The sequence below is a fragment of the Thalassospira sp. A40-3 genome, assembly GCF_015871485.1.
Lineage (GTDB): Bacteria > Pseudomonadota > Alphaproteobacteria > Rhodospirillales > Thalassospiraceae > Thalassospira > Thalassospira tepidiphila.
The window spans coordinates 2,330,689-2,356,923 of record NZ_CP065428.1 but is presented as its reverse complement, the minus strand read 5'-3'; the positions used below and the strand labels follow the sequence as shown (position 1 = coordinate 2,356,923).

Below are 26,235 nucleotides of genomic sequence, written 5' to 3'. Positions count from 1 at the left end.
CAGAGGACATCAGAAAACAATTCTTTGCATCAGAAAAGCGAATGTTCATTATGGATGGCATTACATTTGATAATGCTGTTGGTGTTGATCATGTTGTGGCCGGATCGGTGGGGATATCATGCGAAACCTTGATGTGGCGGTGTTGCGCGCCTTTGTGACCGTGGCGGAAACCGGCAGCATGACCGGTGCGGCAGAAGTGCTTAACCTGACGCAAGGGGCGGTCAGCCAGCAGATCAAGCGGCTTGAAACCGCATTCGGGTGCGGGTTGTTTGAACGCGCGCGCAAGGGATTGCGCCTGACCCAGAATGGGGAGCAATTGCTGCGCAAGGCGCAAAGGATGCTTTTGCTCAATGACGAGATTTGGCAGGACATGACCGGGGCAGGGCATGTCGGCAAGCTTACCGTCGGTATCCCTTATGATCTTGTCGGCACGTTTATGCGCACGCCACTTCGCAAATTTTGCGACCACTATCCGGGGATCGAGCTTTCGCTGCGGTGTCATAGCTCCCAAGAATTGCGGAGCATGGTCAATAGTGGCGAGATTGATATTGCGCTCGTTGAGGAGCCGGTCGGGCAGATGACGGGTGATTTCCTGAAAATTGCGCCGCTGGTCTGGGTCGGGGCGAAATCAGGCAAGGCCCAAACAAAGCGCCCGCTGCCGGTGTCGCTCGTCAGTCGTGAATGTGCGTTTCGACCGGCGGTGATTGATGCGCTTGATCAGGCGGGGATTGCCTGGCGCAGCGTATTTGAAAGCGGCAATATCGAAGCAACGGCGGCAACGGTGCGATCGGATTTGTCGATCACGGCGTTTCTGGTCGGCACGATCCCCGATGATCTTGAAGCACTGGGCCGCGATGATGCATTGCCGGAATTGCCAAAGTTCGCGATCAGCCTGATGGAAAAGGCCGGTGCACATAACGAAGTGCGCGACGTGTTTGCCGAGATGGTGCGCACCCATTTCCATCAGTTGTAATCGCGCAAAAGAAAACACCGACCAGCGATGCTGATCGGTGTTGCATTCAGGCGGCTGATTTAAAGATCAGGCGATTTCGAAGATGCCATCAATTTCAACCGCAACACCGAGCGGCAGGGCGGCAACGCCAACAGCCGAGCGGGCGTGTTTGCCAGCATCGCCAAAGATTTCCACCATGGTGTCAGACGCGCCATTGACGACTTTTGGCTGATCGGTGAAGTCGGGGGCGGAATTAACAAACGCATTCAGTTTGACAACGCGGGTGACCTTATCAAGATCGCCGATGGCGGCTTTCAGTTGCGCAACAAGGTTAAGCGCGCAAAGACGGGCGGCCTTCTGACCGGTTTCGACGTCATAGTCGGCACCGAGTTTGCCGATAAATTTCAACTCGCCATTTTCCATGGTGATCTGACCGGAAATATGAACCAGTTTGCCCGAGATGACATAGGGCACATAGTTCGCAACCGGTGCGGTCGCAGTCGGCAGGGTGATGCCGAGATCGGCAAGATGAGCGTCAATTTTACCAGCCATGATGATCCATCCTTTTGCTTGGCAGATGTTCAAATTTGCCCCCAACTTATCGGGGTTGCGGGGCAAACAAAACAGTTTCTTTGTATCGATGCAATCGGGCGCAGGGGCGTTGCTGCAAGTGTTTGCGCGATCCTTTCAAACAGTCGCATAAAATCAAATTGCCATAAGGGGAAAGGCCCGTAACAATGGGCTATTGGCAGCACGGCGAAAACCTGCTGCCTTGTTTTTGGGATTTTGAAGCGGTGCAAACCGCGTAGGGGTTGGGTGAGATGACGTTGCGGGATCGGTTCGGAAGTGTTCATGGTGGCTGGATTGCCCTTTTGGGGGTTGTGATCCTGTCGCCCGATGCGCTTTTGCTGCGTCTGATTGCGGCCGATGATTTTACAACCGCTTTCTGGCGGCTGGGCTTCTTGACCGTGGCGCTTTTGCTGGTGGCCCTTTGGAACGGGGCCAAGCGGGGTGAAGGCATCGTGCAATCGATCCGGCCCAACGGGTTCGAGATGCTGACCGGTCTGTTTTACGGCGGGACCTGTACGCTTTTCATGTTTTCGGTCCGCAATACCGATGCCGCCAATACCCTGATCATTATTGCCGCGACACCGCTTCTGGCCGGGTTGATTGGCGTGTTTATCTTTAAGCGTTCCCAGCCGATCCGGACATGGGTGGCCTCGGTCGTGGTGTTTGTGGCCTTGCTTGGCCTGTTCAGTGCCGGGTTTGGCGGGAAAAACGCGCTGGGGGACATGCTGGCCCTTGGGGCGGCGATCTGTATGGCGGGTTATTTCAATGTGCTGGGTGCCAAGCCCGAAGTTGATGCGCTTAAGGGCATGTTGTTTGGCGCGTTTGTCGTCACCCTGATCCTTCTGCCCGGTGCCGAACCGTTATCGCCAGTTGGTCTGGACTGGGTGTGGCTTTTGATGCTGGGCTTTTGGGTGTTGCCGGTGTCCTTCCTGCTGATTGCCTATGCATCGCGGAAAATTCCGGCCGCCGAGGTCAGCCTGATCATGCTTAATGAAGCGATCCTTGGATCGTTTCTGGTCTGGGTGTTTGTCAATGAAGTGCCCGACGAAATGACACTGATCAGCGGGACGGTGGTGATCACCACGCTTGTCATTCACAGCCTTTTGGGGCTGCGCGCCAGCAAGAGGGCCAACAAACAAGCAAGGGCGGCGGCCTGACGGACGGATCTGCAAGCAATCCGGGTGACTTCAGCTTGTTGTCAGCTTCGCACGGTATGCGAGGGGCATGGTTCATTGCCCCAAGGATGCCCGGATGCGTCGACTTCGTTCCTTTTTGCACCTTTCACCGATTGATTATCGATTTGGCCTTTTAACACTCGCGGTCTATTTCACGCTGGTTCTGAACTGGAAGGTGCTAAGCCACTTTTACGGCATTCTGGCAGGCCTTGGCGATTATGACGCGGGCTTTGCGATCAGTGCGCCGTTTGTTCTGATCTGTGCGTCACTTGTTGTTTTCACGCCGTTTTCCTGGCGCTATCTGTTCAAGCCGTTCTTTGTTTTCCTGATAATCACGGGTGCGCTGGCGCATTATGCGATGTTGAAATACGGCATCGTGTTTGATCGCGGCATGATCGAAAACGTGGTCGAGACCAATCAGGGCGAGGCGCTTTCATATTTCAATTTGCAGGCTGGATTGTGGTTTACCGTGACCGGACTTCTGCCGGCCGCGATGCTGATCCTTGTGCCGCTTAAATTCCCGAAAACGGTTTTGCGCGGGATCGGGCAGCGGGTGGTTTTGATGATCTTGCCGCTTTTGGTGTTGGGCGGGATCGGATCGCTTTATTTCAAGGATTACGCATCGGTCGGGCGCAATCACAAGGTGCTGGGTAAGGAGATCGTGCCGTCGAACTACATTGCCGGCACGATCCAATTGGTAAAGCGGCGCTATCTTTATGCCGACATGCCGTTTCAAACCATCGGGCAGGATGCCCGCAAGGTCGCGCCAGACGGCGATAACAAGCCGACTTTGATGTTTCTGGTGATCGGTGAAACCGCACGCGCCCAAAGTGTTGCGGCTAATGGGTACACGCGCCCGACATCGCCCTTTACCAGCCAGATTGACGGCATGCTGGCGTTTCAGGATGTCTCATCGTGCGGCACGGCAACCGCAGTTTCGGTGCCGTGCATGTTTTCGCCGATGGATCATGCCGGTTATGACGGCGACGTTGCACGCCATAGTGAAAGCCTGATGGATGTGCTGGCACATGCCGGTGTTGACGTTCTGTGGAAGGAAAATGACGAGGGCTGCAAAGGGGTGTGTGACCGGGTGCGCCATATCGACATATCACCCGATGATTTCCCCGAAGATTGTGCATTGGGGACGTGCTTTGATGCGGTGATGCTGCGCGGCCTTGAGGGGGAAGTCGCATCCGGTGAACCGCATGATCAACTGATTGCCTTTCACCTGATGGGCAGCCACGGGCCGACCTATTACAAGCGTTATCCTGACGAGCATCGGGCCTTTGTCCCCGATTGCCCGCGCAGTGACATTGAAAATTGCAGCGCCGAAGAGCTGATCAATACCTATGACAATACGATCCGTTATACCGACTATGTTGTCGCCGAGCTGACCGAACACCTGAAAGCCTATCAGGATGATTACAACGTGGTGTTGCTTTATGTTTCGGACCACGGAGAGTCCCTGGGCGAGGGCGGGTTGTATCTGCATGGCGCGCCCTACATGCTCGCCCCCTCGGAGCAAACCAAGGTGCCGATGATGATCTGGATGTCGGATGGCTATGCCGATGCTAACCGGATCGAGCGGGATTGCTTGGCAGCGCAGGCGCAAACGGGCCGCTTTTCGCATGACAATCTGTTTTCGACCGTGCTGGGCGCGATGCATGTTGCAACCGGACTTTATCGCCCGGAAACAGACATCTTTGCCGCCTGTCGGGCGCCGGTAATACACGCCGCACGCCGGTAAGGGCGTTTAGCCGGAATTGACATGCGTGATCCGGTAATTTAAATGAGTGTACTCAGTGAGTACACTCATTTAAATCGGAGGCGTTGATGAATATTCGAGCTGCGCGACGTGAAGAAACGCGCCAGAAGATCCTTGACGCCGCGCGCGACTGTTTCTGTGCCGGGGAATTTGACGCTGTCAGCACGCGAGAGATTGCAAAACGTGCCGGCGTTGCCGAAGGCACGATATTCAATCACTTCCCGACCAAGGAAGATCTTCTGATCTGCTGCGTTGGGCAACAGATGGCAGAGGCGATTGAAAAGGGTCTGTATACGATGGACCCGGAATGGTGCTTTGTGGACAAGATGATGCATGTTGCATCCTATCGCTTCACGCAGGTGGGGCTTAATCCCGGCTTGTGGCAGGTGATCATGCAGCAGATTGTCTTTTCACCAAGAAAGGGGGCGGTGCATGCCGTTATGGAAAGCAGCGGATTGATTGCAGCCATTCAGGCCCTGATCGAGGAAGCGCAGCTTTCAGGCGAGCTCAACCGTGATTTGCCGCCGGTTTTGATCCAGAAAACCCTGATGTCGCTGTTTTTATTCACCATCCACGAACATTTCAGTACGCAGAACTTTGACTGCGAGGATATGTGCGGAACCTTGCGTGAATTGCTTGAAGTGCAGGTCAGAGGGCTTTGGGCGTCCGAGCCGCACTTGGCGGCATAACGACATAAGCGCGTAAGCCTATTCGCCGATCAGATGCAGGGTGACCTTGCGATGATGGGGCGCACGGCGATGTTCGAACAGATAGATCCCCTGCCACGTTCCAAGCACGGCCCGGCCATTGGATACCGGGATGGTCAGCGACACATCGGTCAGGGACGACTTGATGTGGGCGGGCATGTCATCGGGACCCTCGCAGGTATGGCGATAAAGGCTGGGATTTTCCTGCACCAACTGGCCAAAGAAGGTTTCAAGATCAAAGCGCACATCCGGATCGGCATTTTCCTGAATGGTCAGGCTGGCCGAGGTGTGGCGCACAAAGATGGTCAGCTGCCCGCGCGCCAGACCGGTCCCGGCCACCCATGACTGGATCGGTTCGGTGACTTCGTACAATCCCTGACCGCTGGTGGTGATTTCAAGAGTGATCTGATCTTGCGAAAGCATGACATCCGTCCGGCTTGGCAGCCGGACGGGATCAATATCGAATTCCGTCAGGCCGCAGTTTTGAGCTCACCCGGATCGTAGAAGCGAAGGGCGGTCATGGCAAGGTTGCCGAACTCGTAACTGTCGTGAAGCACCTTGGGCGCAAACTGCGCTGGCGCGGCACCAAGGGCGACATAAAGCGGCATCAGGTGATCATCGTCCGGATGGGCCATGGCGGCATGGGGGGCAAGGCTTCTGTAATCAAGCAATGCATTGATATCGCGTGCCTTGATCTTTTCCACCATCCAGTTGGTGAATTCCTTTGCCCACGGCTCAATCGCGCCTTCGTTGCGATCAAGCGCACGCAGATTATGCGTCATCGCACCGCTTGCCACCACCAGAACACCCAGATCGCGCAAACCGCGCAGCTTTTTGCCAAGCTCGAAATGTTCGCGCGGGCCACCGTGACCGAGCATGGAAAGCTGAAAGACCGGAATGTCTGCATTCGGGCGGGCAAGGATCATTGGCATCCAGGCCCCGTGATCAAGGCCGCGTTTGGCATCGGTCTCACTGCCGGTTTGTGCGGCGATTTGTGCTGCCAGTTCCGGGTCACCCGCCACGTCATAGTGCAACTGATAAAGCGGTTGCGGGAAACCATAGAAGTCATGAATGGTTTCCTGGCGTTGCGCGGTGGAGATCGTCGGGCGTTCGGTCTGCCAGTGGGCCGAGATCATGACAATGGCACGCACGCCATCGGTCAGTTTCGACAGCTCATCGACAAAGAAATGGAAAGCCGGGGTGCTTTGACGCGCCACCAGCATTGGCGAGCCATGGGAAATAAACATTGGCGCCAGGCTTTGTGCAGTGCTGTCGGTGTTTGCTGATGGATCAGTCATTGGAATACCTCATCGGGCTATTCAACCATTTGAATTGAATATGCGTGTCGCATCTGGCCTTGACCAGTCACCGTTCGTCAACAGTCTGTTGCCATTTTCCGGTTTTGTTTGTTTCAGGGAAACACTGATAGGGGCCTTAAAGCCATATTTTCTGCGGGTTTGCGTCGCAAAAATGGGAAGTTCTGGGTGGGGTGCAAAGTAGGGTGACCCTATGCGTTGGCATAAGAAGCCCATTGAAAAGCGGGAGAAATAGGCGCAGGGTGAAAACAGGAAGAGTTTTCCACATATGGCTGTCAAGGTATGACGCATCAAACAAACCCCAAGTCTGCGCTGCTTGAAAGGTCGCGTTTTTCGCTTGGCGAGCTGCCAAGAGCAAAACAGTTCGAGATCTGGAAAGAAAGCATCAACTGTATTTACAGTGTCGAAATGGATCGCAAAACCCGCGAGGCAGGTTTTGTGGCGAACCTTAATTCATGGCGGCATCGCGACCTTCTGATGATCGAGGCGCAAAGCTGTTCACAAAGCTTCTCACGCACATCGCAAATGATCGCCGCCGACGGCATGGATCATTACAACATCCAGCTTTACACCGATGGCGGGGTAAAATCCGAGATCGGCATTGGCGGAGATGTTCTTCAACCCGGTGGGTTGCTGCTGCTTGATCTTTCGCAGCGAACCGAGGCGCAGACCAGCGATGGCTTCAAGTCGATGCATCTGTTTTTGCCACGGCATCTGGTCGAGGATCATTTGACCCATCCTGATGACCACAATCTGCGTTTCCTGTCAGAGCGTGACCCGCTGGTCAGCATCCTGTTTCAGCAAATTTTGGCGCTTAATCGCTATATCAACGAGCTTGCCGATCATGAAATATCGGTGTTGCAGAAAACGATCGTCATGATGCTGTCGGCCTGCCTGAATGCCGCAGACGGAGGGACCCGTTCCACCGATGCAATGCGCCGTGATATCGAAAAAGGTGTGATGATCCGGCGATATTTTCGGCAAAATCTGTTCGCGGCGGAATTGACCGCGGACAAGGCCGCCGATGATCTTGGCCTGTCACGATCAAGCCTTTATCAGCTGTTTGAAAAACATGGCGGGGTTAAAAACTATCTGCGTGAGATGCGGCTGCGCCATGCCCTGAAACTGCTGGGCGATCCCAAAGAACGGCGGCGGTCACTGTATGACATTGCGCTGGAATGTGGTTATGAAACCGATGCCGGGTTTATCCGGGCGTTCCGCGCGAAATACGGTGTTACGCCAGGTGATATCAGGGCCGGACATCGACCGCATGCGCACCATGCTGATGATGGTGTTGATAAGCGTTATGAAACCTGGCTGCATACGCTGGCGTAATGCGGCGGTCTGAGGAGGATAGAAAGGATAGTCGGGGAATGGATGCCACTGCCCACGGGCCTGTGCCGGTGGACAGTGGCGGAAATCTTATCGTTTGCCACCCATGATGAGCAACAGCAAGCCACCGATCGCGCTGGCAATACCGCCAATCAGATACCAGACCGTTTCGTCGGTATAGCGGCCAAGGAAAGTTTCCGAAAGCTGATCCACAGCACTTTCGGATGCGTTATAGCCCGTCACCAAAAGGGCAACACCGACTACAAGGGCGACAACGCCCAGAATACGGCCAAGGGACATGATGTTTGCTCCTGTCTTTATCTGTTTTGGTTGGCACCGCCCTGTATAAGGGGGCATGGCAGGCGCCAACATATTGAACAGAAAAGATAACGCACGATCCCCATGCTTGTTCCCGACGGGGCACGTTCGATCAGGACAATTCGGAAATCACATCAGAACTCTGGGTCAGCGAACAATATTCCGAGGCCAGCACAGCGGCATAAAGATCAAACACGTCCTGTGCCGCGAAGGTCTTGCCGTTGGCGTCTGTCACATCAATCGCCGTGGTGCCATCCAGAACCAGCCAGTTTTCAAAGCCAAGGCAATGGGCCATGCGGATGGTGACATCCATGGAATTATGGATAACCACACCGGTAAAGATCAGGCGTTTGATGCCGCGGTCATGCAGATGTTTTTCAAGTGATGTGCCGACAAAGGCACAGTTTTGCTGTTTGGCAATGACGGTTTCGCCGTCGATGGGCAGGGCTTCGTCCTTGAACGGCTGGCCGGGGCCATCGACATAGAAGCTTGAGGCCGGGTTGGCTTCTTCGTGGCGCACGTGAATGACGGGCAGGTTTCTTGCACGAAATTCTGCCAGCAGTTTTGCAATCACATCGGCATAGCCGGGATTGTTTTTGGAATTCCAGCGCGGATCATCAATGGCCTTTTGCACATCAAGGACGATGAGGGCGGTGTCGTTGTCGAGGACGGGCAGGGACATGGGAATACTCCGTCAATAAATGGGCCAAAACAAAACCGGCCGGGGAAATCCCCGGCCGGTCTGCTGATCACATCAGATGTTCGGAAGGGACAGACCCCTTAGGAGCAACCGGTGGTCGCGCCACAAGAGTCGCATTTCAGGCAGGTGCCGTTGCGCACCAGAGTGAAGTTACCGCAATCCGGGCAACCATCACCTTCGTAGCCTTTCATGCGGGCTTCGCGGATCTGTTCCATCTTGGCATCGGTTTTGGCGATGACTTCTTCGCTGGTGGTCAGGATCGCATTGTTCTGCGGTGCTGACGGTGCAGCGGTGGTCGCGCTTGCAGTGGTTTCGTGGCTGTGGCCATGACCGTCGGTGCCGGTGGATTTGACTTCCACGACGCGTTCTTCGGTCTGAACACCACCATCAACCACATAGAGGTTGCGACGCACGAAGCCACTTGATGCCACCTTGCGGATGGTTTCAATCGCCTGATCGCCGGTTTTCTTGGCTTCTTCACCAAGGTCACCTTCGCTGACACCTTCGCCAACGGCATCCGGAAGGATGTCGGACGGCTGAACGTGGGCGAGGTCGTTACGGCCAAGATAGGAGATCGCCAGTTCGCGGAACATGTAATCAAGGATGGAAGTTGCCATCTTGATCGCATCGTTACCAGAAACCATGCCGGACGGCTCGAAGCGGGTGAAGGTGAAGGCTTCGACATATTCTTCGAGCGGTACGCCATACTGCAGGCCGATGGACACCGCGATTGCGAAGTTGTTCATCAGCGAGCGGAAAGCAGCGCCTTCCTTGTGCATGTCGATGAAGATTTCACCAAGCTTGCCGTCTTCGTATTCACCGGTGCGCAGGTAAACCTTGTGTCCGCCAACGGTCGCCTTCTGGGTGTAGCCTTTGCGGCGGCCCGGAAGGGAACGACGGTCGCCACGAATGACGCGTTCGATGATTTTTTCAACGATCTGCTCTGACGCCTGGGCTGCCTTGGCAGCGGTCGGCTGATCTGCGTAATCGTCTTCTTCAACCAGGGCAGAGTTCAGCGGCTGGCTGAGTTTCGAACCATCACGGTACAGCGCGTTGGCCTTAAGGCCGAGACGCCAGGACAGCATGTAAGCATCTTTGCAATCCTGGATGTTTGCGCTACTTGGCATGTTGATGGTTTTGGAAATCGCACCCGAGATGAACGGCTGAGCCGCGGCCATCATGCGGATGTGGCTTTCAGCCGACAGGTAACGCTTGCCGATACGGCCGCACGGGTTTGCACAATCAAAGACAGCAAGGTCTTCGTCACGCAGATGCGGGGCACCTTCAAGGGTCATCGCACCGCAAACATAGGTGTTTGCCTGTTCGATCTGTTTTTTATCGAAACCGAGGGCGGCCAGCATGTCAAAGTCCATGCTGTTGATTGCCTTGGCATCCAGACCGAGCTGGTTGACGCAGAAATCATCGCCAAAGGTGTATTTGTTGAAGACGAATTTGACATCAAATGCGTTCTTCAGCGCACCTTCAACCTTGGCAATGGCGTCGTCGTCAAAGCCCTTGGCTTTCAGGTCATCATGGGTGATGGACGGCGAGCCAACCAGGGTGCCATGACCAACCGCGTATTTTTCAATGTCGCGGATCTGGTTTTCGGTATAGCCGAGCGTTGCAAGCGCAACCGGAACGGTGCGGTTGATGATTTTGAAGTAACCGCCGCCAGCAAGCTTTTTGAACTTCACGAGGGCAAAGTCAGGCTCGATACCGGTGGTGTCGCAATCCATGACCAGACCAATGGTGCCGGTCGGCGCGATAACGGTGGTCTGGGCGTTACGATAGCCATGCTTTTCGCCAAGCTCGACCGCCTTGTCCCAGGCTGCACGGGCGGCAACCGGAAGATCGGCATAGGGGCTGTCAGCAGCAACCAGCGGAACCGGATTGATCGACAGGCCTTCGTAGCCTTCCTGTTCGCCATAAGCGGCACGGCGGTGGTTGCGCATGACACGCAGCATTTCAGCCGCGTTGTCGGCATAACCCGGGAACGCACCCTGTTCGCTGGCCATTTCAGCCGAAGTTGCATAGGAAACACCACACATGATCGCGGTGAGGGATGCGCCAATCGCACGGCCTTCGTCGCTGTCATACGGGATGCCCATGCTCATCAAAAGGCCGCCGATGTTGGCATAGCCAAGACCAAGGGTACGGTAACGATAGGAGAGTTCTGCGATACGGTCAGACGGGAACTGTGCCATCAGAACCGAGATTTCGAGAACAACCGTCCACAGACGGACAGCATGTTCGTAGGCCTCGATATCCACGCCGCCATCATCAGAACGGAAGTTCATCAGGTTCAGCGATGCAAGGTTACATGCGGTGTCATCAAGGAACATGTATTCCGAGCACGGGTTGGACGCATTGATGCGACCCGAGTTCGGGCAGGTGTGCCATTCGTTGATCGTGGTGTCGTACTGGATGCCCGGATCTGCGCACGCCCAGGCAGCTTCACCGACCTTGTCCCACAAATCGCGGGCAGAGATGGTTTTGGCAACTTTGCCATCGGTACGGCGGATCAGTTCCCAGTCACCGTTATCAAGAACAGCCTGAAGGAAGTCGTTCGACACACGAACAGAGTTGTTCGAGTTCTGACCAGAAACGGTCAGGTATGCCTCGGAGTCCCAATCAGTGTCATAGGTCTTGAAGCTGATTTCGGTGAAGCCCTGACGGGCGAATTCGATGATCTTGTTGATATAGGAATCCGGGATCATCACAGCGCGGGCAGCCAAGACAGCTTCTTTGAGCTGCGGGTTGGCGCGCGGTACAAAGCGATCTTCGGAGTCAGCGGCACCGTCCCAGTTGGTGCAAGCAGCAAGAACAGCTGTCAGGTGCTTTTCAGCCAGTTTGGAACCGGCGACGAGGGCAGCAACTTTCTGCTCTTCGACGACTTTCCAATCAATATATTCTTCAATGTCCGGGTGGTCGATATCAACGACAACCATTTTGGCAGCACGACGGGTGGTGCCACCCGATTTGATGGCGCCAGCAGCACGGTCACCAATTTTCAGGAAGCTCATCAGGCCGGAAGAACGACCGCCGCCAGACAAGCTTTCACCGCCACCACGTACGTTGGAGAAGTTAGAGCCGGTACCTGAGCCGAATTTGAACAGACGGGCTTCACGTGACCACAGGTCCATGATGCCGCCTTCGTTGACGAGATCATCGGCAACAGACTGGATGAAGCAGGCATGCGGCTGCGGATGCTCATACGAGCTTGCCGATTTGGTCAGTTCGCCGGTTTTGAAATCAACATAGGAGTGACCCTGTGCCGGGCCATCAATGCCGTACGCCCAGTGCAGACCAGTGTTGAACCACTGCGGCGAGTTCGGCGCACCCATCTGGTGGGAGAGCTGATAGCGCATTTCATCAAAGAAAGCCTGCGCATCGGATTCGGCGTCAAAATAGCCGCCTTTCCAGCCCCAATAGGTCCAGGTGCCTGCCAGACGGTCAAAGACCTGGGTCGAGCTGGTTTCGCTGATGTAGCGTTTTTCAGCCGGCATTTTGTCAAGCTTGGCGGTGTCAGCGGTCTGACGCCACAGCCAGGACGGGACGTCCTTTTCCTTGACCGGTTTAAGGGCAACCGGAACACCGGCCTTGCGGAAATATTTCTGTGCCAGAACGTCACTCGCGACCTGTGACCAGGAGGCGGGCATGTCGATGTCATTCATCTCAAAAACAACGGAACCATCCGGGTTTTTGATGACAGATGATAACTTACGAAATTCGATGTCGGCGTAAGGGCTGACACCTTCCTGAGTGAATTTTCTGGTAATCCGCATGGTCTGCTCCGGTTCTGATCAGACGTAACAGGGCGCTATCTGGTGATGCGCCAACATCGCCTGACTTTATATAGTTTGCTCAATGCTCTTGCGCTGCCCCTGATGCCGATATTTTCCAGCATTTCCAGAGCCCGCAGATATGGGTATTCGGTGGTTTGGTCCCCCCTTGGAACCATCCGGTCCGTGGGAAAGACTATAATGGCAAAATTTCGCCACAGTCCACTAATCTTTGTGGTTGACAGTAATTTTTACCACAACATGTAGTGGGTCAATTGCTGTCTTGTTGATTCGATGCTGGTGGGATTCTCGTTAACAATCTCTGAATCGGTCCGGAAGGCCCGGAAAACTGCGATTTGTTTCGCAGCGCGATTGTGTGTCGGTCCTAAGACTCGGACTACATATTGTGTGGGAACGCGTTAAACCCACCCAACGTTTGATCAAGCTAACGCCGTTTTCATTCCATTTCCAGTGCCAAGCTGAAAATTAGGCACCACATGGTTTTTCGTAGCATGAAAACCAATGATAACAGTTTGATATTTATATGAAATTCTTGTTTCGGATCTGTGTGAAAAGGCAGGGGTAGCAAGCCTTCCAGCCTACTACATATATGGGGCGCATTGTGGATAAGGAGGTGGACAAAGCCCCCAGATGTAGATGGATCAAAGAGTCGTCGCCCTACAAGCAGTTGTGGGTTGTTTTTAGACGGAAATTTCCATCAAAGGCCGGCGCTGATTTATTCGTGGGCGGGGCAGGGCGAGGAGCCGGTTTGCCAACAGATATAAATTGTCTTGGGATTGTTGAGGCCGGGGGCCCTGAAACATTGACTTTCCACGAACATCACGACATATAAGTCACTTGATTGACAGGGTGTATCACCAAACACGCTGTACTGCCTTTTGCCGCCATCGCGTAAAGCAGGCGGACAAACCAGATCTGGAGAGAGACCCAACATGGCCACCGTCGGCACCCGTATTTATACTGCGCTGTTTGGCAAGCGCGTTGGCGAAGACCGTTTCGGCAATACCTATTACACCGAAAAGACTCCGGCAAAGGGTCGTCGCACCAAGCGTTGGGTTGTTTACAAAGGTGTCGTCGAAGGATCCAAGGTTCCGGCTGAATGGCATGCCTGGCTGCATTACACCCTTGATGCGCCGCTGTCTGAAAAGGCCGAAGACCGTTATGACTGGCAGAAAGAACACCAGCCGAACCTGACGGGCACCAAGCATGCCTATCGCCCGAAGGGCCATGAATATAGTGGCGGCAAGCGTGCACCGGCGACTGGTGACTATCAGGCTTGGTCGCCGGAAGGCTGATTGATCCGAAAGAATACCCATTAACAGGCGGGCGCGGGGCAACTCGCGCCCGTTTGTGTTTTCGATATGTTTTGCCTGAATTCTGTTTCCCGATGGCCCGTTTGCGGCGGTTGTCTTTTGGGTGGTTGTTTTTCGAGGCGGGGCAATACAATATACGTCTCAAAGAGATACAGAACGGATAAGGTCGATGAGCAACAGACTGATTGAAACCATTGCCGGTGCTGCCGTGATCGCTGTTGCGGTCGGATTTGCGGCCTATTCCTATTCACGCGCCGGGATCAGTACGGTGGAAGGCTATGAAATCATGGCCAGCTTCAATCGCATAGATGGTCTTGTTGTTGGCAATGACGTTCGTGTTTCAGGTGTTACCGTCGGAACGGTGACCGCCCAGGAACTTGATCCTGATACATATATGGCAGTCGTCAAAATGTCGGTGCGGTCCGATCTGGCCTTGCCGATGGACAGTTCTGCCAAGATTGCGTCTGACGGATTGCTGGGGGGCAAATTTGTTTCGCTTGAGCCGGGCGGGGATATCGACATGATCGAGGCCGGTGGCGAAATTGAGTTCACCCAAGGGTCGGTAAACCTTGAAGATCTTATTGGTCAGGTTATCTATTCTTCGACCAACAGCGATAATTGATTGATCAGAGGCCGGCGATAAGCGGCCATGATTTTGCCGGGATTGCACAGCAAGGTGCGACGCAGAGAACGCAGCAAGGCGTCGGTCAAAGTCAAACAGAGACCTGCCTTGCCTCAAATGTCGGAGCGGTTGATGAAAAAGACCGGAAATGTTGATCACTTTCCCACCTGGCAGGCCAGCGATGGCTCGCCGCTTTCATGCGTGGAAAAGATCAAGGTTCTCAATGACAATTTCGGCGAACTGCGCGAGATCATGCAGGACGCGCTTGAAGATGCGCTTCTGATGGGCTGTGACGAAGAACAGTTCCGTAATGTGATGCGCGATCTGGTTGCCGAACTGCATAATCCCTATAACAAAAGCGACGAACAGGACTGAAGACCACAATGAAACGATCCTTTGCGATTGCCGCGATTTGTTCGACATGTGCAATGATCGGAACGGCGTCTTCGGCGCTTGATTATCGCCCGGCCCCGGTTGCCCAGTTGCAGGGCTTGGATAAAATTACTGCCCGCATTTCGACCTTTGAGGTGCCAGTCGGGCAGGTTGCGCGTTTCGGTACACTCGAAATCCGGGTGGATGCGTGTTATCGAACACCCCCGGAAGAACTGCCGGAAAGTGCTACTTTCCTTGATATTGCCGACATTCGCGAAGATGGCAATACACCCCGCAAAGATCTGTTTTCCGGTTGGATGTTCGCATCAAGTCCCGGTTTGTCGGCCCTTGAACATCCGGTCTATGATGTATGGCTGAAAGAATGTCTTGATCCGGCCGAGGGCGATGCCAACGGTGGCGAATCCGCCCCGCAAGGCCAGGCCGCCCCGGAGCAGCCATAAATCCGATCATATCCAGATTGGCAACAAGCTGACCGCAAATGTGGTCAGCTTTTTTTGTGGTGCGGCTGCATGATTTTGCAGGATTGGCGAAAAACCAACGGTATCGCGGCCAGCCGTTTCGGTGAGATTGGGACTATATTGTCAAGAATATGGCGAATGTTTTTGCCATTGTTTCCAAAACCGAAAATATGTGTTGCGGTTTCGTTGGCTTGAGAGCGCAGGGTAGGCCTGTCATCCTCACATCACGATTTATTGCGGTGCAATGAGCCTTTGCACCTTGTGAACATGAGGGAATTCAAAATGTTTAACTCGATTAAAAAAGCTGGCGCAACGCTGGCAGTCGTTGCCGGTCTTTCCGGTGCGGCTTTCTCGGCCCAGGCGGCCGACACCTATAAACTGGATCCGACCCACACCAGTGTTCTGTTCATCGTGAACCATCTTGGTTTCTCCGATTATCAGGGCCGTTTTAACGGTGTTACCGGCGAGCTGACCCTTGATCGCGAAAATCCGTCGGCATCATCTGCTACCATCACGATTGATCTCAACCAGATCGACAGCGGTGTCGAGGCGCTTGATAACCATATGAAAACTGCCGATTTCTTCAATGTTGAAGAGTTCCCGACCGCGACCTTTACCAGCACCTCGGTTGAGCTGGTTGGTGACAATGCGGCAACCGTCACGGGCGACCTGACCCTTCTTGGCGAAACCAAGCCGCTGGTTCTTGACGTTAGCCTTAGCGGTGAAGGCACCCATCCGATGACCGGTGATGAAGTTGTCGGTTTCTCGGCAGACGGTGTTGTGACCCGTACGGATTACGGCATGGACTTCCTCGTGCCGGGCGTTGGTGACGAAGTAACGCTTCAGATTTCTTCGGAATTCCTGAAGCAGAAGTAATCCGGCTTTATTGGATTTCGGGTGTGCGCTGTGGCAAATTTGCTGCGGCGCACATCACATTTCAGACCCGGGCAAGACATGGGCAGGCAGCAAGGAAAGCCGGTTATGACAATTCGCAGTACGAAGCAAGCCTTTGGCGCGGTGACCAAGACCTTTCACTGGGTGATGGCGCTTCTTGTCATCAGCGTTTTTTCGATTGGCTGGTACATGGATTTCCTGCCGCTGGGGATGGAAAAGCTGGAATGGATATCGCGCCACAAGTCACTTGGCATAACGGTTCTGGCGTTGGTGATCCTGCGCGTTATCTGGCGCGTAAGTGAACCAAGCCCGCATGAGCTTGGCAAACTTCAGATCGAACGTCTGGCGGCAAAGGCCGGACATCTGGGATTGTATTTGTTGATGTTTGCCATGCCGTTGACCGGCTGGACCATGTCGTCGGCCGCGAACTTCCCTGTCAGCGTCTTTGGCCTGTTTACCTTGCCCAATCTTGTGTCGCCCAATCAGGAACTGTTTGAAACCTTGCGCACAGTGCACTGGTTGTTGTCCTGGGCGGTTGCCGGACTGGTCGGTGTTCATTTTCTGGCGGCACTCAAACATCATTTTTGGGATCGCGACGCGACACTGCGGCGTATGTTGCCCGGCAAACTCGAGGAAAACTGACATGTTTCAGATGAAACGCAAAATGCTGCCTGCATTGGCACTTGCCACGACCATCGCCGGTTTTTCCGGGGCAGCACTGGCCGCCGACCAATGGGTGGTGAACGCCAACGAAAGCGAAATTGAATTTACCGGAACCCAGCTTGGTGCGGAGTTTGAAGGCAAGTTCGAATCCTTTGAAGCCGATATCGTTTTTTCAACCGATGACCTTGCCGGGTCCTCGGTCGAGGTTCTGATTGATATTGCATCGGTCAATACCAGCAATGGCGACCGTGACAGTCAAATCGTCTCGCCAGACTGGTTTGATGCGGCACAATGGCCGACTGCGAGGTTTGCCACCAAGTCCTTTAGCGAAATTGCGCCGGGCAAGTACGAAGCGGTTGCTGATTTGACGATCCGTGATGTCACCCGCGAAGTGACCTTGCCGTTTGATCTTGAGATCGAAGGCAACAAAGCCGAAGCCGAAGGGACAGTGACGATTAACCGCACGGACTTTGGTGTCGGGCAGGGCCAATGGCAGGACACGTCACAGGTTGGTGACGCTGTGACCATCAAAATCGAGATCGAGGCCACGCGTCCGTAACTGGGCACACGCTTGACCATCCGAAAAGAAATCCGCCCCGGAGATGCTCCGGGGCGGCTTTTTTGCACGTGTCCTGAATTACTTGGTGTGTGCGTTTATTTGGTTGCGCTTTTGCGCAAGTTATCAAGGAAGGCCTCAACAGCGTCATCAAGGGCGACTGCCTCGGAGACCAGTTTTTCGGCCGTACTGGCAAGCTGGTTGGTGCCCGAAGATACCTTGCCAGCGTTGCTGTTAACCGTCTCGATGCGTTCGGATACTTCGCGCGTGCCGTCAGCTGCCTGCTGAACGCTGCGTGAAATCTCGCCGATGGCGGCGTGCTGTTCTTCGACCGCAGCCGCAATCGCCGTTGAGCTGTCAGCGACCTGGGCGATGGTTTCAGAAATCAGACGGATGGCATCAACCGCCTCGGTGGTTTCGTTCTGAACAGCCAGGATCTGCTGGTTGATTTCCTCGGTCGCCTTGGCGGTCTGGTTGGCAAGGTTTTTGACTTCGCTTGCCACAACCGCAAAGCCCTTGCCTGCATCACCCGCACGGGCGGCCTCGATGGTAGCGTTCAGGGCCAGCAGGTTGGTTTGTTCGGCAATGTCACCAATCAGACTTGCGACGTCGCCGATCCGCTGGGCGGCCTCGGACAGGCCGGTGACGGTCTGGTTGGTGCGGGTCGCCTGTTCATTGGCCTGATTGGCGATATTTGCCGAGGTTGCAATCTGTTGGGCGATTTCATCGGAGGATGCGGACAGTTCCTCGGTCGCGGCGGAGACTGTTTGAACATTGCTTGATGTCTGGGTGGTTGCCGAGGCAACAGCAGCCGACAATTCGCTGTTCATGTTGGTTGCGCTGCGCATTTCATCGGTGGCCGATTGCATGTCCTTGATCGATCTGGAGATCGAACTGATCAGACCCTTGACCTTGACGTCAAGAGAATCGGCCATTTCCATCACGGCTTTACGCTGATTTTCTTCGGCTTGTTCTTCAAGCGCACGCTGATTTTCCTGAAGCTTGCGGTTTTCAAGCGCCTGCTCGCGGAAGGAGACCACGGTGCGTGCCATGTCGCCGACTTCGTCCTTGCGGCCCTGGCCTTCGATTTCGCCTTCGAGATCGCCTGACGAGATAATCCGCATCCGGGCGGAAAGGGTTTTAAGTCCGCCGGTGATATCGCGACCAATGGCCAGCCCGGCCAGGGTCAGGATCAACAGAATGCCACCGCCAATGATGACAACAAATGTTGCCTGTTCACGGAAAGCCGCATCGACGTCATCAATATAGATACCCGTACCGATGATTGAGCCCCATGGCAGGGGTTCGGCAAAGGACAGCTTTTCGAAGGTCAGTTTTTCATCTTCACCGGGTTTGGGCCAGTAGTAGGACGAGAAACCGCCGCCTGCCTTGTTACCGGACGCGATCAGATTGCGGATGAAATAATTGCCTTGGGAATCCTGTGCGTCGTTCAGGCTTTTGCCGACAAGTGCTGGATTGGCGCCGTGCATCTCGGTTATGCCGTTGGTCGCAAAGACAAAGAAATATCCGATCTTGCCGTCATATTTGCCAGCACCGGCCAACTCGTAGAATTGGCTGATCGCGTCTTCCTGATTAAGAAGACCAGCATCAACCTTGTCCTGATAGGACTGCGCGATTGAAGTGATGTAGTTGGTGGTGGACCGGATCTTGTCCTTGCGATCTTCAAGGAGTGCATCGCGCAGAGTGGAGAGCTGAAGCCCGCCAACGACGATGACGCCCACAAGCGCGATGACAGACAAGATGACGATTTTGTAACCAATCTTTAGATTGCCAAGCATGTGTTTCCTCCGCCAGACGCGGCTTGTTGATCAAAATATACGAATATATTGGTGTGCTTTTGATCTGCATGCAAGAGAGATTAGCCAAAAGTGTAGTTGTGCGGATAGTGAAACGTCGAAATGGCACTTACTGATGGGCGGGTAATATTGGTTTAAGTTTTTGACTGAATGTCCTTTATAAGTTTCGGAGCCATCAAAAAAGGCTAGGGCATTTCTGCCCTAGCCTTTCGGATGGTTTGCGTGTTGATGCGGATCAGTCGGTTGCGCGTTTGCGCAGATCGGCAAGGAAGTGTTCAACCGCCTCATCAAGCGACTTTGCTTCGTCGACCAGTTTTTCGGCCGACTGGGCCAACTGGCTGGTACCAGACGATACGCGACCGGCATTTTGGTTGACGGTCTCGATCCGCTGGGAGACTTCGCTGGTGCCATCAGCGGCTTGCTGAACGTTACGCGAAATCTCGCCAATCGCGGCGTGCTGTTCTTCGACAGCAGCCGCAATTGCGGTTGAGCTATCGGCGACCTGCGCGATGGTTTCTGAAATCAGGCGGATCGCCTCAACCGCTTCGCCGGTTTCATTCTGAACCGAGAGGATCTGCTGGTTGATTTCCTCGGTCGCCTTGGCGGTCTGGTTGGCAAGGTTTTTGACCTCGCTTGCGACCACGGCAAAGCCTTTGCCTGCATCACCGGCACGTGCCGCCTCGATGGTGGCGTTCAGGGCCAGCAGGTTGGTCTGTTCGGCAATATCACCGATCAGCTTGGCAACATCGCCGATCTTCTGCGCCGCATCGGCCAAACCAGTAACGGTCTGGTTGGTGCGGGTGGCCTGTTCGTTGGCCTGATTGGCGATCTCGGCGGAATGGGAAATCTGCTGGGCGATTTCATCGGAGGATGCGGTCAGTTCCTCGGTCGCGGCAGACACCGTCTGAACGTTGGTCGAGGTCTGGGTTGTTGCAGATGCCACAGCCGCAGAGAGAGAACTGTTGGTGTTGCTGGCTTCTTCCATCGAGGATGTGGCTTTTTTCATCTCGGTGATCGAGCCCGAGATCGAACGGATCAAGCCTTTGACACGCGATTCAAGGCTGTCGGCCATATCGGTGATGTCCTGACGGCGTTGCTTGTCGGCCTGTGCCTCAAGCTCTTGCTGGCGGGTCTGTAGTTTCTGGTTTTCAAGCGCCTGCTGGCGGAAGGCGACCACCGTGCGGGCCATGTCACCAACTTCGTCGCCCCGGTCCTGACCTTCGATTTCGCCTTCAAGTTTGCCACTGGCGATTTCGGTCATGCGGCTTGAAAGCTTGCTTAGTCCGACTGTGATGTTGCGGCCAATTGCAAAGGAAACGGCCAGCATGATCGCAATGACAATCGCAATGACGACCAGAACGAAAATCGCCTGTTCCCAGAAAGCTGCATCGACATCATCAATATAGATGCCGGTACCGATGACGTCGCCCCAGGGCAGGGTTGCGGCAAAGGACTGTTTTTCAAAAAGGTCTTCTTCGGGATGGCCGGGCTTTGGCCAGAGATAGGTGAAGTACCCACCCGCCGGTGCCTTGGCGACGTCCAGCATGTTCTGAATGATGAAGGAGCCACTCGGGTCCTGAAGTTTGCTAAGGTCCTTGCCGACAAGGGCGGGGTTGGCCGCATGCATCATGTTGACGCCCTTGCTGTCGTAGGCAAAGAAGTAACCCGTGCCATCGTCGAACTTGGAGGCCGCAGCAACCCGGTAAAATTCGGTTACGGCTTCTTCCTGACTGAGCTCGCCGCTATCGACCAGGTCCTGATAGGACTGTGCGGCCGTCACAAGCATTGTGGTTGTGGCCTTAACCTTGTCCTTGCGGTCCTCGAGCAGGGCTTCCCGCAATGCAAAAAGTTCCAATGCCGAGATTACAAGCAGTGCAACCAGTGACAGCAAGGTCAGGCTCGCGACCTTCTTGCTGATCTTGATGTTTTGTAACATGTGATCTGTACCCGTGTATGTTGCCATTTCAGCAGCGATGTCAGGGGGATGGCACCCTTTCCTTACCCCTTGATGCGCGTATATTTTAAAACAGTTACCTGTCAAAAAGTATAGTAATATTTAGCCCTGTTGAGGAAATTAACTAATCAAAAGTTGTGCCTGTTGCGGTGCGACAACATAGGCCCATGCAGACGCAGTCAAGCGGCATTACACAGGGTTCGGTCAGGAATCAAAAAAGGACATCTGCGATCATTGCAGATGTCCTTTTTAAATGTCTTGCGACGGATCAAACCCGTGGGGTCAGGCAAGCACCTTTGTCAAAAATCCTGCGGCAATGCGAAGGCCTTCTTCGTTAATGCCATGTTGCAGGCCGGGCCTTTCATGAAGGCTGACTTCAATGCCATTGGCAGAAAGCGTTTCCTTGGCAAGACGCGATGCCTCAATCGGTACGACCGGATCGGCGGTACCATGGACCAGCACAATGGGCGGACGGGACTTGATTTCAGCACCAAAAGTCTGTTCGCCAAGCAATGCACCGGAAAAGCCGACAACGCCGGCAATTTCATTATCACGTCGGGGGGCAGTTTGCAGTGACATCATGGTTCCTTGCGAAAAGCCAACCAGTGCGACCTTGTCCGCAGACACGCCATGGGTTTCCATGACGTGATCAATGAAATCATCGACATAGGCAGCACTTTTGCGTGCACCTTCGGCCATGGCAGCAAGGGCGCCAGACATGGTTTCCGGCGCACGACGCAGGAATTCGGGATCATATTCGGCCAGACTGAACCACTGGCGTCCGAACGGCGACATTTCGCACGGGAAGGGCGCGTTTGGTGAATAAAAGGTGGTGTCGGGCAGGGCGCGCGCCAGATGCGGCGCCAGACCGATCAGGTCATTTCCATCCGCGCCATAGCCATGCAGAAAGATGACAACGCTTTTGGTGGTGCCCGAGGCAGCCGGTTTGACCGGACCAGATAACAATGTGTCGGTGCTCATGCGTGCTTTCCTGAATTTCCCTTTGCACCTGCTTAGCAATGCAGTCGACTGACCACCAGCATTTTTTGTCACAAAACCAAAGGTTCCCGGACGGCCGTGATTGCAGGAAACCCATAAACCGTCATGACCTGTGGATAACTTTGTGGATGGAAAAGCAGGTTTGGGGAAAATTATCCTGTAAAATGTCAAAAACATCAGTTTTGGTCTTGGGTGCTTATTCCTCAGTATAGATTTTTTGAGTTTTCTAATTTAAAAGATGCAGATGTTCTGTAGTTAATTTTAGTAAATAAAAACAAATAGTTATTTGATTTTCCTGTTCTTGGTGTTTGGACAGCCTGTGGCAGGCACCCGATTATGGGGGCAGATTTTCGACGGCAATTCGCGCACAAGCTGCATGAGGCGGGACAAAAAGTTAACGATGTGGATTTTTTGGACAGCCGGTCATTAAAAGGTACCTTTTGCCGTCTGATAATCTGTGCCACAAGAATTCTTCCGGTTCGCCCGGATGCCCCACAGCATGATCCATAGACCGAGGTCCAAATGAACCGCACGCGCCGCTGGTTCGGCAAGGGTGATCGACGCGTTCTGGCGCTGACCCTGCCGATTATTCTTTCCAATGCGACTGTTCCGTTGCTTGGCGCGGTCGATACGGCTGTGGTCGGGCATCTCGATAGCCCGCATTATATCGGGGCGGTTGCGGTTGGCGCGCTTATCTTTTCCTATGTGTTCTGGAGCTTTGGCTTTTTGCGCATGGCCACCACGGGCCTTGCGGCCCAAGCTTATGGGCGGCGTGACCCAAATGGCGTGCGTGCAGTATTTGCCCGCGCGGCCCTGATTGCCGTGGTTGCCGGTCTGGCGGTGATGGTGTTGCAATGGCCGATCATTGAACTGGCGATGAGCCTGATTGCGCCGACACCGGCGGTCGAGGCCGCCGCACGCGATTATTTCCATGTCCGGATATGGGCGTCGCCTGCGACGCTGATGCAATATTGCATGCTGGGCTGGTTGCTGGCGATGCGTGACAGCCGGGCAGTGTTTATTTTTCAGGTGGTCCTCAATTCGCTGAACATCATCCTTGATATCCTGTTTGTACAAGGGTTCGGCTGGGATGTGCGCGGGGTGGCCGGCGCCACGGTGATTGCCGATTATTCGGGGGTGGTGCTGGGCTGGTTTTTGATGCAGCCGCATCTGAAAAGACTGGGAGGGACATGGCGCGGTATTGGTCTTTTTGATCGCGCGCAACTGGCCCGGCTGATGAAGATTAATGGCGATATCTTTATCCGCACCATGGCGCTTACATCGGCCTTCGCACTGTTTACCAGTTTCTCCGCCCGGTTTGGCGAGGTGACGCTTGCTGCCAATGCGGTTTTGCAAAACTTCCTGATGTTCGGGTCATTTGCGCTTGATGGTTTTGCCCATGCGGCAGAAACCCTTGTCGGGCAGGCCTATGGCGCGGAAAAGCGCAAGCAGTTCCTGTGGGCGGTGCGCAAGACAACTGTTTGGGGGATTGTTTCAGCCGTGGTAATGGCTGCCCTGTTTGCCGCATCAGGGCCTTGGATCATTGATGCCCTTACAAGCATTCCGGAAGTCCGCGCAGCATCCTATGAATATCTGATGTGGGCGGTGGTATTGCCGATTACCGGGGTGTTGGGCTTTCAGTTTGACGGGGTGTTTCTGGGCGCGATGCAGACCAAGCATTGGCGCAACATGATGTTGCTGTCAGTCGCGATCTATGCCGGTTTTGCCTGGTGGGCCGTGGTGATGGGCAGCAACCATTTTCTATGGGCCGCGTTTAACGGCTTCTTCCTGCTACGCGGGCTGACACTGGCGGTGCTGTTCCCGACGATCATTCCCAAGCAGCGTCAGGCTTTGGCATAGAGCGATTGTCAGGTTCGGGAACGTGCTGATCAAGGTCCCCGCCTTCGCGGGGATGACGGTGGCAGACCATGTGGTACCTGCCGTCATGCCCGCGAAGGCGGGCATCCAACTGATATCAGTCGGCGTCAGCAACCGGCAGGGTGGTGCTATTTTTGACTTCGTGCAGGGTGAAGCTTGATTTCATATTGGCGACACCGGGCAGCTTCATCATGACTTCGGACAGGAAGCGCTGATAGGCGGCCGGGTCCGGCACCACGATGCGCATCATGTAGTCCTGATTGCCGACCATGGCATAGCAATCAACGATTTCCGGGTGTTCCTGCACGGCCGTTTCAAAGCGGCGGAGCGACGGTTCGTCATGCTGGGTCAGCGATACGGTAACGAAGACATTCACGCCAAGACGAAGGTGGGCCGGGTCCAGCAGGGCGACATATTTGCGGATGACGCCACTTTCCTCAAGCTTGCGCAGACGCCGCAGGCAGGGGGAAACGGACAGGCCGACCTTATCAGCCAGTTCGACCATGGAGATTCGACCGTCTTCCTGAATTTCACGAAGAATTTTGCGATCAATTGCGTCGAAACCGTTGCGCGCCATAGCGTGCCACACTCCTTTGGACGATAAGATAACGGGCCGAAATTCGCCCGGAGAACCGTATTTTCGGAAGGGTGGATTTTGCCAAATTCCCGACCGGGCGTACATAATTTCTGCTGCGCGATAAGCCATGACTTCGCGTTTCTGTCAATCTTTGCGTCGCCAAACGGTGCAATTTTTACGTCGAAATCCTGTATATGATCGCAATGCGGTGCAACAGATCATAGCCGCATCGTGCATGCCTAAGACTTGCAACAGGCAAGCAATGCAAGTATGACCTTCAATTCCTTGGAATGCCTGCAGTTGTGAGCATCTGCAGCGGAAGTTATCGTTGCCGTGTGCCATCCGGGCAGTGTAGTATAATCGTACCAATTTACTTATTTCGATTGTGATTATTCTCCTGCCGGGAGCCCGGGGGAGGTTGGCACTGTCTGACACTGGTCTGACATTGGCAGCCGATATACTGAAAGGCACGTATGGTGGACGCTGCGCAAAACACGCCGGGATATAACCTGGTTACAATTGGCGAGCATAAAATCAATATTCGTCCGGCGGTTCAGGCAGATCTCGCCAATGTTGTCGATCTTGATGACCGGACCACGGGACTGCGCAAGCCGGATTACTGGGACGATCTGTTTACCCGTTATGGCAACCGCAAGGATTCCCGTTTCTTCCTGATTGCCGAAGAAAACGGAACGCTTCTGGGCTGCATTTTCGGTGAAGTCCGGTCGTGGGAATTCAATTCCGTGCCGTGTGGCTGGGTTGGCACCGTTAGTGTCGAACCGGACCTGCGCATGGGCGGGATCGGTACCATCCTTTATAACGAAATCTGCCGCTGTTTCCGCAAGGCCGGGGTGACCAAAATCCGCACCATGATCCCGCGCGATGCGACCGATTTGATGTCGTTCTTCCGCGCGCAGGGCATGATGGCGGGGCCGTTCATCCAGCTGGAAACAGATATGGAAGAGGGGGAATAAGCCGATGATGTCCTTGCAAAAGGCGACGCTGTTTGCCCTCTATGCCGTGCTGGAACTGGCCGAAGATACCGACCGCCAGCTTTCGGCATCGGAAATTGCCGAGCGTTACAATATTTCGACCAACCATCTGGCAAAGGTCCTGCGTGATCTGGGTCGGGCGGGGCTGGTTGAATCGGTTCGTGGGGCCGGTGGCGGTTATCGTTTCTGTGGCAATGCCAAGCGCACCACACTTTTGGATGTTGTGCAGTTGTTTGAAGAGGTCGGCACAAGCCCGTCCAACAGCATCGTGCAGAACACCAATGCCGGTGCGGCGCTTTCGATGGTGATGGACGAGATCGAAGAGATCACCCATGCCACATTGCTGTCGATCACGATCGAGACGATGCTGAAACTGATGCGCAAACGTCGCCCGGAAAAACCGACATCCACCGGATTGTTCCGCGCGGTTTAACGCCTAAACCAAGCACAGATACCCACCAGATAGACAAAAGGCCGCCAG

The 26,235-nt window shown here is 54.4% G+C and carries 25 protein-coding genes; 15 read left to right on the top strand and 10 right to left on the bottom strand.

Features of this window, described 5'->3' with window-relative positions:
• Positions 1 to 118: 118 nt before the first annotated feature.
• Positions 119 to 973 carry a LysR family transcriptional regulator gene (locus IT893_RS10765; protein WP_197145160.1) on the top strand — a complete coding sequence of 285 codons (855 nt, stop codon included), beginning with the start codon at positions 119 to 121 and terminating at the stop codon, positions 971 to 973.
• Positions 974 to 1,039: 66 nt separating this feature from the next.
• On the opposite strand, the gene IT893_RS10760 is transcribed toward IT893_RS10765, so the two are convergent.
• Positions 1,040 to 1,504, bottom strand: coding sequence for a RidA family protein (locus tag IT893_RS10760; protein ID WP_008891448.1), 465 nt, complete (start codon positions 1,502 to 1,504; stop codon positions 1,040 to 1,042).
• 269 nt (positions 1,505 to 1,773) lie between these two features.
• Here IT893_RS10760 and IT893_RS10755 point away from each other — a divergent pair, with 269 nt between their 5' ends.
• The 3 genes from IT893_RS10755 to IT893_RS10745 all read left to right on the top strand — a co-directional run bounded on the left by IT893_RS10755 (position 1,774) and on the right by IT893_RS10745 (position 5,151).
• A complete protein-coding gene (locus IT893_RS10755) occupies positions 1,774 to 2,679 on the top strand; it encodes a DMT family transporter (protein ID WP_197145159.1) in 906 nt (301 codons plus the stop codon).
• 94 nt (positions 2,680 to 2,773) lie between these two features.
• A complete protein-coding gene (locus IT893_RS10750; RefSeq protein WP_197145158.1) occupies positions 2,774 to 4,444 on the top strand; it encodes a phosphoethanolamine transferase in 1,671 nt (556 codons plus the stop codon).
• A gap of 86 nt (positions 4,445 to 4,530) precedes the next feature.
• On the top strand, positions 4,531 to 5,151 hold the full coding sequence (locus IT893_RS10745; protein WP_197145157.1) for a TetR/AcrR family transcriptional regulator: 621 nt from the start codon (positions 4,531 to 4,533) through the stop codon (positions 5,149 to 5,151).
• 18 nt (positions 5,152 to 5,169) lie between these two features.
• Here IT893_RS10745 and IT893_RS10740 read toward each other — a convergent pair whose 3' ends face one another.
• Positions 5,170 to 5,592 (bottom strand): secondary thiamine-phosphate synthase enzyme YjbQ, encoded by a 423-nt coding sequence (locus tag IT893_RS10740; RefSeq protein ID WP_197145156.1) that lies wholly within the window; start codon positions 5,590 to 5,592, stop codon positions 5,170 to 5,172.
• Positions 5,593 to 5,639: 47 nt separating this feature from the next.
• Positions 5,640 to 6,467, bottom strand: coding sequence for a class III extradiol ring-cleavage dioxygenase (locus IT893_RS10735; RefSeq protein ID WP_197145155.1), 828 nt, complete (start codon positions 6,465 to 6,467; stop codon positions 5,640 to 5,642).
• A 300-nt stretch (positions 6,468 to 6,767) separates the two neighbouring features.
• Between IT893_RS10735 and IT893_RS10730 the strand changes: the two genes are divergently transcribed.
• On the top strand, positions 6,768 to 7,820 hold the full coding sequence (locus IT893_RS10730; protein ID WP_197145154.1) for a helix-turn-helix domain-containing protein: 1,053 nt from the start codon (positions 6,768 to 6,770) through the stop codon (positions 7,818 to 7,820).
• Between the two features lie 87 nt (positions 7,821 to 7,907).
• On the opposite strand, the gene IT893_RS10725 is transcribed toward IT893_RS10730, so the two are convergent.
• The 3 genes from IT893_RS10725 to IT893_RS10715 form a co-directional block, all read right to left on the bottom strand.
• Positions 7,908 to 8,117 (bottom strand): DUF3185 family protein, encoded by a 210-nt coding sequence (locus IT893_RS10725; protein WP_008891455.1) that lies wholly within the window; start codon positions 8,115 to 8,117, stop codon positions 7,908 to 7,910.
• A gap of 130 nt (positions 8,118 to 8,247) precedes the next feature.
• Positions 8,248 to 8,817, bottom strand: coding sequence for an isochorismatase family protein (locus IT893_RS10720; protein ID WP_197145153.1), 570 nt, complete (start codon positions 8,815 to 8,817; stop codon positions 8,248 to 8,250).
• A gap of 98 nt (positions 8,818 to 8,915) precedes the next feature.
• Positions 8,916 to 12,620, bottom strand: coding sequence for a vitamin B12-dependent ribonucleotide reductase (locus tag IT893_RS10715; RefSeq protein WP_063087250.1), 3,705 nt, complete (start codon positions 12,618 to 12,620; stop codon positions 8,916 to 8,918).
• 950 nt (positions 12,621 to 13,570) lie between these two features.
• On the opposite strand from IT893_RS10715, the gene IT893_RS10710 reads away from it, so the two are divergent.
• The 7 genes from IT893_RS10710 (at position 13,571) to IT893_RS10680 (ending at position 17,540) form a co-directional block, all read left to right on the top strand.
• Entirely contained in the window at positions 13,571 to 13,933 is a 363-nt protein-coding gene (locus IT893_RS10710; protein WP_008891459.1) for an NADH:ubiquinone oxidoreductase subunit NDUFA12, read from the top strand.
• A gap of 187 nt (positions 13,934 to 14,120) precedes the next feature.
• Complete coding sequence (mlaD, locus tag IT893_RS10705; protein ID WP_008891460.1) at positions 14,121 to 14,573, top strand: outer membrane lipid asymmetry maintenance protein MlaD; 453 nt, start codon at positions 14,121 to 14,123, stop codon at positions 14,571 to 14,573.
• A gap of 132 nt (positions 14,574 to 14,705) precedes the next feature.
• Positions 14,706 to 14,948, top strand: a complete 243-nt coding sequence (locus IT893_RS10700; RefSeq protein ID WP_008891461.1) for a hypothetical protein — start codon at positions 14,706 to 14,708, stop codon at positions 14,946 to 14,948.
• An 8-nt stretch (positions 14,949 to 14,956) separates the two neighbouring features.
• Positions 14,957 to 15,406 carry a DUF2155 domain-containing protein gene (locus tag IT893_RS10695; protein ID WP_120224964.1) on the top strand — a complete coding sequence of 150 codons (450 nt, stop codon included), beginning with the start codon at positions 14,957 to 14,959 and terminating at the stop codon, positions 15,404 to 15,406.
• 300 nt (positions 15,407 to 15,706) lie between these two features.
• Positions 15,707 to 16,300 (top strand): YceI family protein, encoded by a 594-nt coding sequence (locus IT893_RS10690; RefSeq protein ID WP_197145152.1) that lies wholly within the window; start codon positions 15,707 to 15,709, stop codon positions 16,298 to 16,300.
• 105 nt (positions 16,301 to 16,405) lie between these two features.
• Positions 16,406 to 16,960, top strand: coding sequence for a cytochrome b (locus IT893_RS10685; protein WP_197145151.1), 555 nt, complete (start codon positions 16,406 to 16,408; stop codon positions 16,958 to 16,960).
• 1 nt (position 16,961) lies between these two features.
• The gene (locus IT893_RS10680) at positions 16,962 to 17,540 is read left to right on the top strand and encodes a YceI family protein (protein WP_197145150.1); all 579 of its coding nucleotides are present in this window, start codon (positions 16,962 to 16,964) and stop codon (positions 17,538 to 17,540) included.
• Positions 17,541 to 17,635: 95 nt separating this feature from the next.
• On the opposite strand, the gene IT893_RS10675 is transcribed toward IT893_RS10680, so the two are convergent.
• From IT893_RS10675 to IT893_RS10665, 3 genes are all read right to left on the bottom strand, one after another.
• Positions 17,636 to 19,336 (bottom strand): methyl-accepting chemotaxis protein, encoded by a 1,701-nt coding sequence (locus IT893_RS10675; RefSeq protein WP_197145149.1) that lies wholly within the window; start codon positions 19,334 to 19,336, stop codon positions 17,636 to 17,638.
• Between the two features lie 253 nt (positions 19,337 to 19,589).
• Positions 19,590 to 21,290 (bottom strand): methyl-accepting chemotaxis protein, encoded by a 1,701-nt coding sequence (locus IT893_RS10670; RefSeq protein WP_197145148.1) that lies wholly within the window; start codon positions 21,288 to 21,290, stop codon positions 19,590 to 19,592.
• 300 nt (positions 21,291 to 21,590) lie between these two features.
• Positions 21,591 to 22,289, bottom strand: a complete 699-nt coding sequence (locus tag IT893_RS10665) for an alpha/beta hydrolase (RefSeq protein WP_197145147.1) — start codon at positions 22,287 to 22,289, stop codon at positions 21,591 to 21,593.
• A gap of 540 nt (positions 22,290 to 22,829) precedes the next feature.
• Here IT893_RS10665 and IT893_RS10660 point away from each other — a divergent pair.
• The gene (locus IT893_RS10660; RefSeq protein ID WP_197145146.1) at positions 22,830 to 24,167 is read left to right on the top strand and encodes an MATE family efflux transporter; all 1,338 of its coding nucleotides are present in this window, start codon (positions 22,830 to 22,832) and stop codon (positions 24,165 to 24,167) included.
• Between the two features lie 115 nt (positions 24,168 to 24,282).
• Here IT893_RS10660 and IT893_RS10655 read toward each other — a convergent pair whose 3' ends face one another.
• Positions 24,283 to 24,762, bottom strand: a complete 480-nt coding sequence (locus IT893_RS10655) for an Lrp/AsnC family transcriptional regulator (RefSeq protein WP_008891470.1) — start codon at positions 24,760 to 24,762, stop codon at positions 24,283 to 24,285.
• 473 nt (positions 24,763 to 25,235) lie between these two features.
• Between IT893_RS10655 and IT893_RS10650 the strand changes: the two genes are divergently transcribed.
• Both IT893_RS10650 and IT893_RS10645 read left to right on the top strand, forming a co-directional pair.
• Entirely contained in the window at positions 25,236 to 25,736 is a 501-nt protein-coding gene (locus tag IT893_RS10650; protein WP_063087257.1) for a GNAT family N-acetyltransferase, read from the top strand.
• A gap of 4 nt (positions 25,737 to 25,740) precedes the next feature.
• Complete coding sequence (locus IT893_RS10645; protein ID WP_008891472.1) at positions 25,741 to 26,187, top strand: Rrf2 family transcriptional regulator; 447 nt, start codon at positions 25,741 to 25,743, stop codon at positions 26,185 to 26,187.
• Positions 26,188 to 26,235 lie beyond the last annotated feature (48 nt).

What these genes read in the sequence shown, in the direction of transcription:
- IT893_RS10685 (WP_197145151.1), top strand. Translation starts at nt 16,406, where the DNA reads ATGACAATTCGCAGTACGAAGCAAGCCTTTGGCGCGGTGACCAAGACC.
- IT893_RS10670 (WP_197145148.1), bottom strand. Translation starts at nt 21,290, where the DNA reads ATGTTACAAAACATCAAGATCAGCAAGAAGGTCGCGAGCCTGACCTTG.
- IT893_RS10755 (WP_197145159.1), top strand. Translation starts at nt 1,774, where the DNA reads ATGACGTTGCGGGATCGGTTCGGAAGTGTTCATGGTGGCTGGATTGCC.
- IT893_RS10700 (WP_008891461.1), top strand. Translation starts at nt 14,706, where the DNA reads ATGAAAAAGACCGGAAATGTTGATCACTTTCCCACCTGGCAGGCCAGC.
- IT893_RS10710 (WP_008891459.1), top strand. Translation starts at nt 13,571, where the DNA reads ATGGCCACCGTCGGCACCCGTATTTATACTGCGCTGTTTGGCAAGCGC.
- IT893_RS10760 (WP_008891448.1), bottom strand. Translation starts at nt 1,504, where the DNA reads ATGGCTGGTAAAATTGACGCTCATCTTGCCGATCTCGGCATCACCCTG.
- IT893_RS10655 (WP_008891470.1), bottom strand. Translation starts at nt 24,762, where the DNA reads ATGGCGCGCAACGGTTTCGACGCAATTGATCGCAAAATTCTTCGTGAA.
- IT893_RS10660 (WP_197145146.1), top strand. Translation starts at nt 22,830, where the DNA reads ATGAACCGCACGCGCCGCTGGTTCGGCAAGGGTGATCGACGCGTTCTG.
- IT893_RS10730 (WP_197145154.1), top strand. Translation starts at nt 6,768, where the DNA reads ATGACGCATCAAACAAACCCCAAGTCTGCGCTGCTTGAAAGGTCGCGT.
- IT893_RS10690 (WP_197145152.1), top strand. Translation starts at nt 15,707, where the DNA reads ATGTTTAACTCGATTAAAAAAGCTGGCGCAACGCTGGCAGTCGTTGCC.
- IT893_RS10715 (WP_063087250.1), bottom strand. Translation starts at nt 12,620, where the DNA reads ATGCGGATTACCAGAAAATTCACTCAGGAAGGTGTCAGCCCTTACGCC.
- IT893_RS10725 (WP_008891455.1), bottom strand. Translation starts at nt 8,117, where the DNA reads ATGTCCCTTGGCCGTATTCTGGGCGTTGTCGCCCTTGTAGTCGGTGTT.
- IT893_RS10645 (WP_008891472.1), top strand. Translation starts at nt 25,741, where the DNA reads ATGATGTCCTTGCAAAAGGCGACGCTGTTTGCCCTCTATGCCGTGCTG.
- IT893_RS10675 (WP_197145149.1), bottom strand. Translation starts at nt 19,336, where the DNA reads ATGCTTGGCAATCTAAAGATTGGTTACAAAATCGTCATCTTGTCTGTC.
- IT893_RS10745 (WP_197145157.1), top strand. Translation starts at nt 4,531, where the DNA reads ATGAATATTCGAGCTGCGCGACGTGAAGAAACGCGCCAGAAGATCCTT.
- IT893_RS10650 (WP_063087257.1), top strand. Translation starts at nt 25,236, where the DNA reads ATGGTGGACGCTGCGCAAAACACGCCGGGATATAACCTGGTTACAATT.
- IT893_RS10680 (WP_197145150.1), top strand. Translation starts at nt 16,962, where the DNA reads ATGTTTCAGATGAAACGCAAAATGCTGCCTGCATTGGCACTTGCCACG.
- IT893_RS10750 (WP_197145158.1), top strand. Translation starts at nt 2,774, where the DNA reads ATGCGTCGACTTCGTTCCTTTTTGCACCTTTCACCGATTGATTATCGA.
- IT893_RS10765 (WP_197145160.1), top strand. Translation starts at nt 119, where the DNA reads ATGCGAAACCTTGATGTGGCGGTGTTGCGCGCCTTTGTGACCGTGGCG.
- IT893_RS10735 (WP_197145155.1), bottom strand. Translation starts at nt 6,467, where the DNA reads ATGACTGATCCATCAGCAAACACCGACAGCACTGCACAAAGCCTGGCG.
- IT893_RS10695 (WP_120224964.1), top strand. Translation starts at nt 14,957, where the DNA reads ATGAAACGATCCTTTGCGATTGCCGCGATTTGTTCGACATGTGCAATG.
- IT893_RS10720 (WP_197145153.1), bottom strand. Translation starts at nt 8,817, where the DNA reads ATGTCCCTGCCCGTCCTCGACAACGACACCGCCCTCATCGTCCTTGAT.
- IT893_RS10740 (WP_197145156.1), bottom strand. Translation starts at nt 5,592, where the DNA reads ATGCTTTCGCAAGATCAGATCACTCTTGAAATCACCACCAGCGGTCAG.
- IT893_RS10665 (WP_197145147.1), bottom strand. Translation starts at nt 22,289, where the DNA reads ATGAGCACCGACACATTGTTATCTGGTCCGGTCAAACCGGCTGCCTCG.
- mlaD (WP_008891460.1), top strand. Translation starts at nt 14,121, where the DNA reads ATGAGCAACAGACTGATTGAAACCATTGCCGGTGCTGCCGTGATCGCT.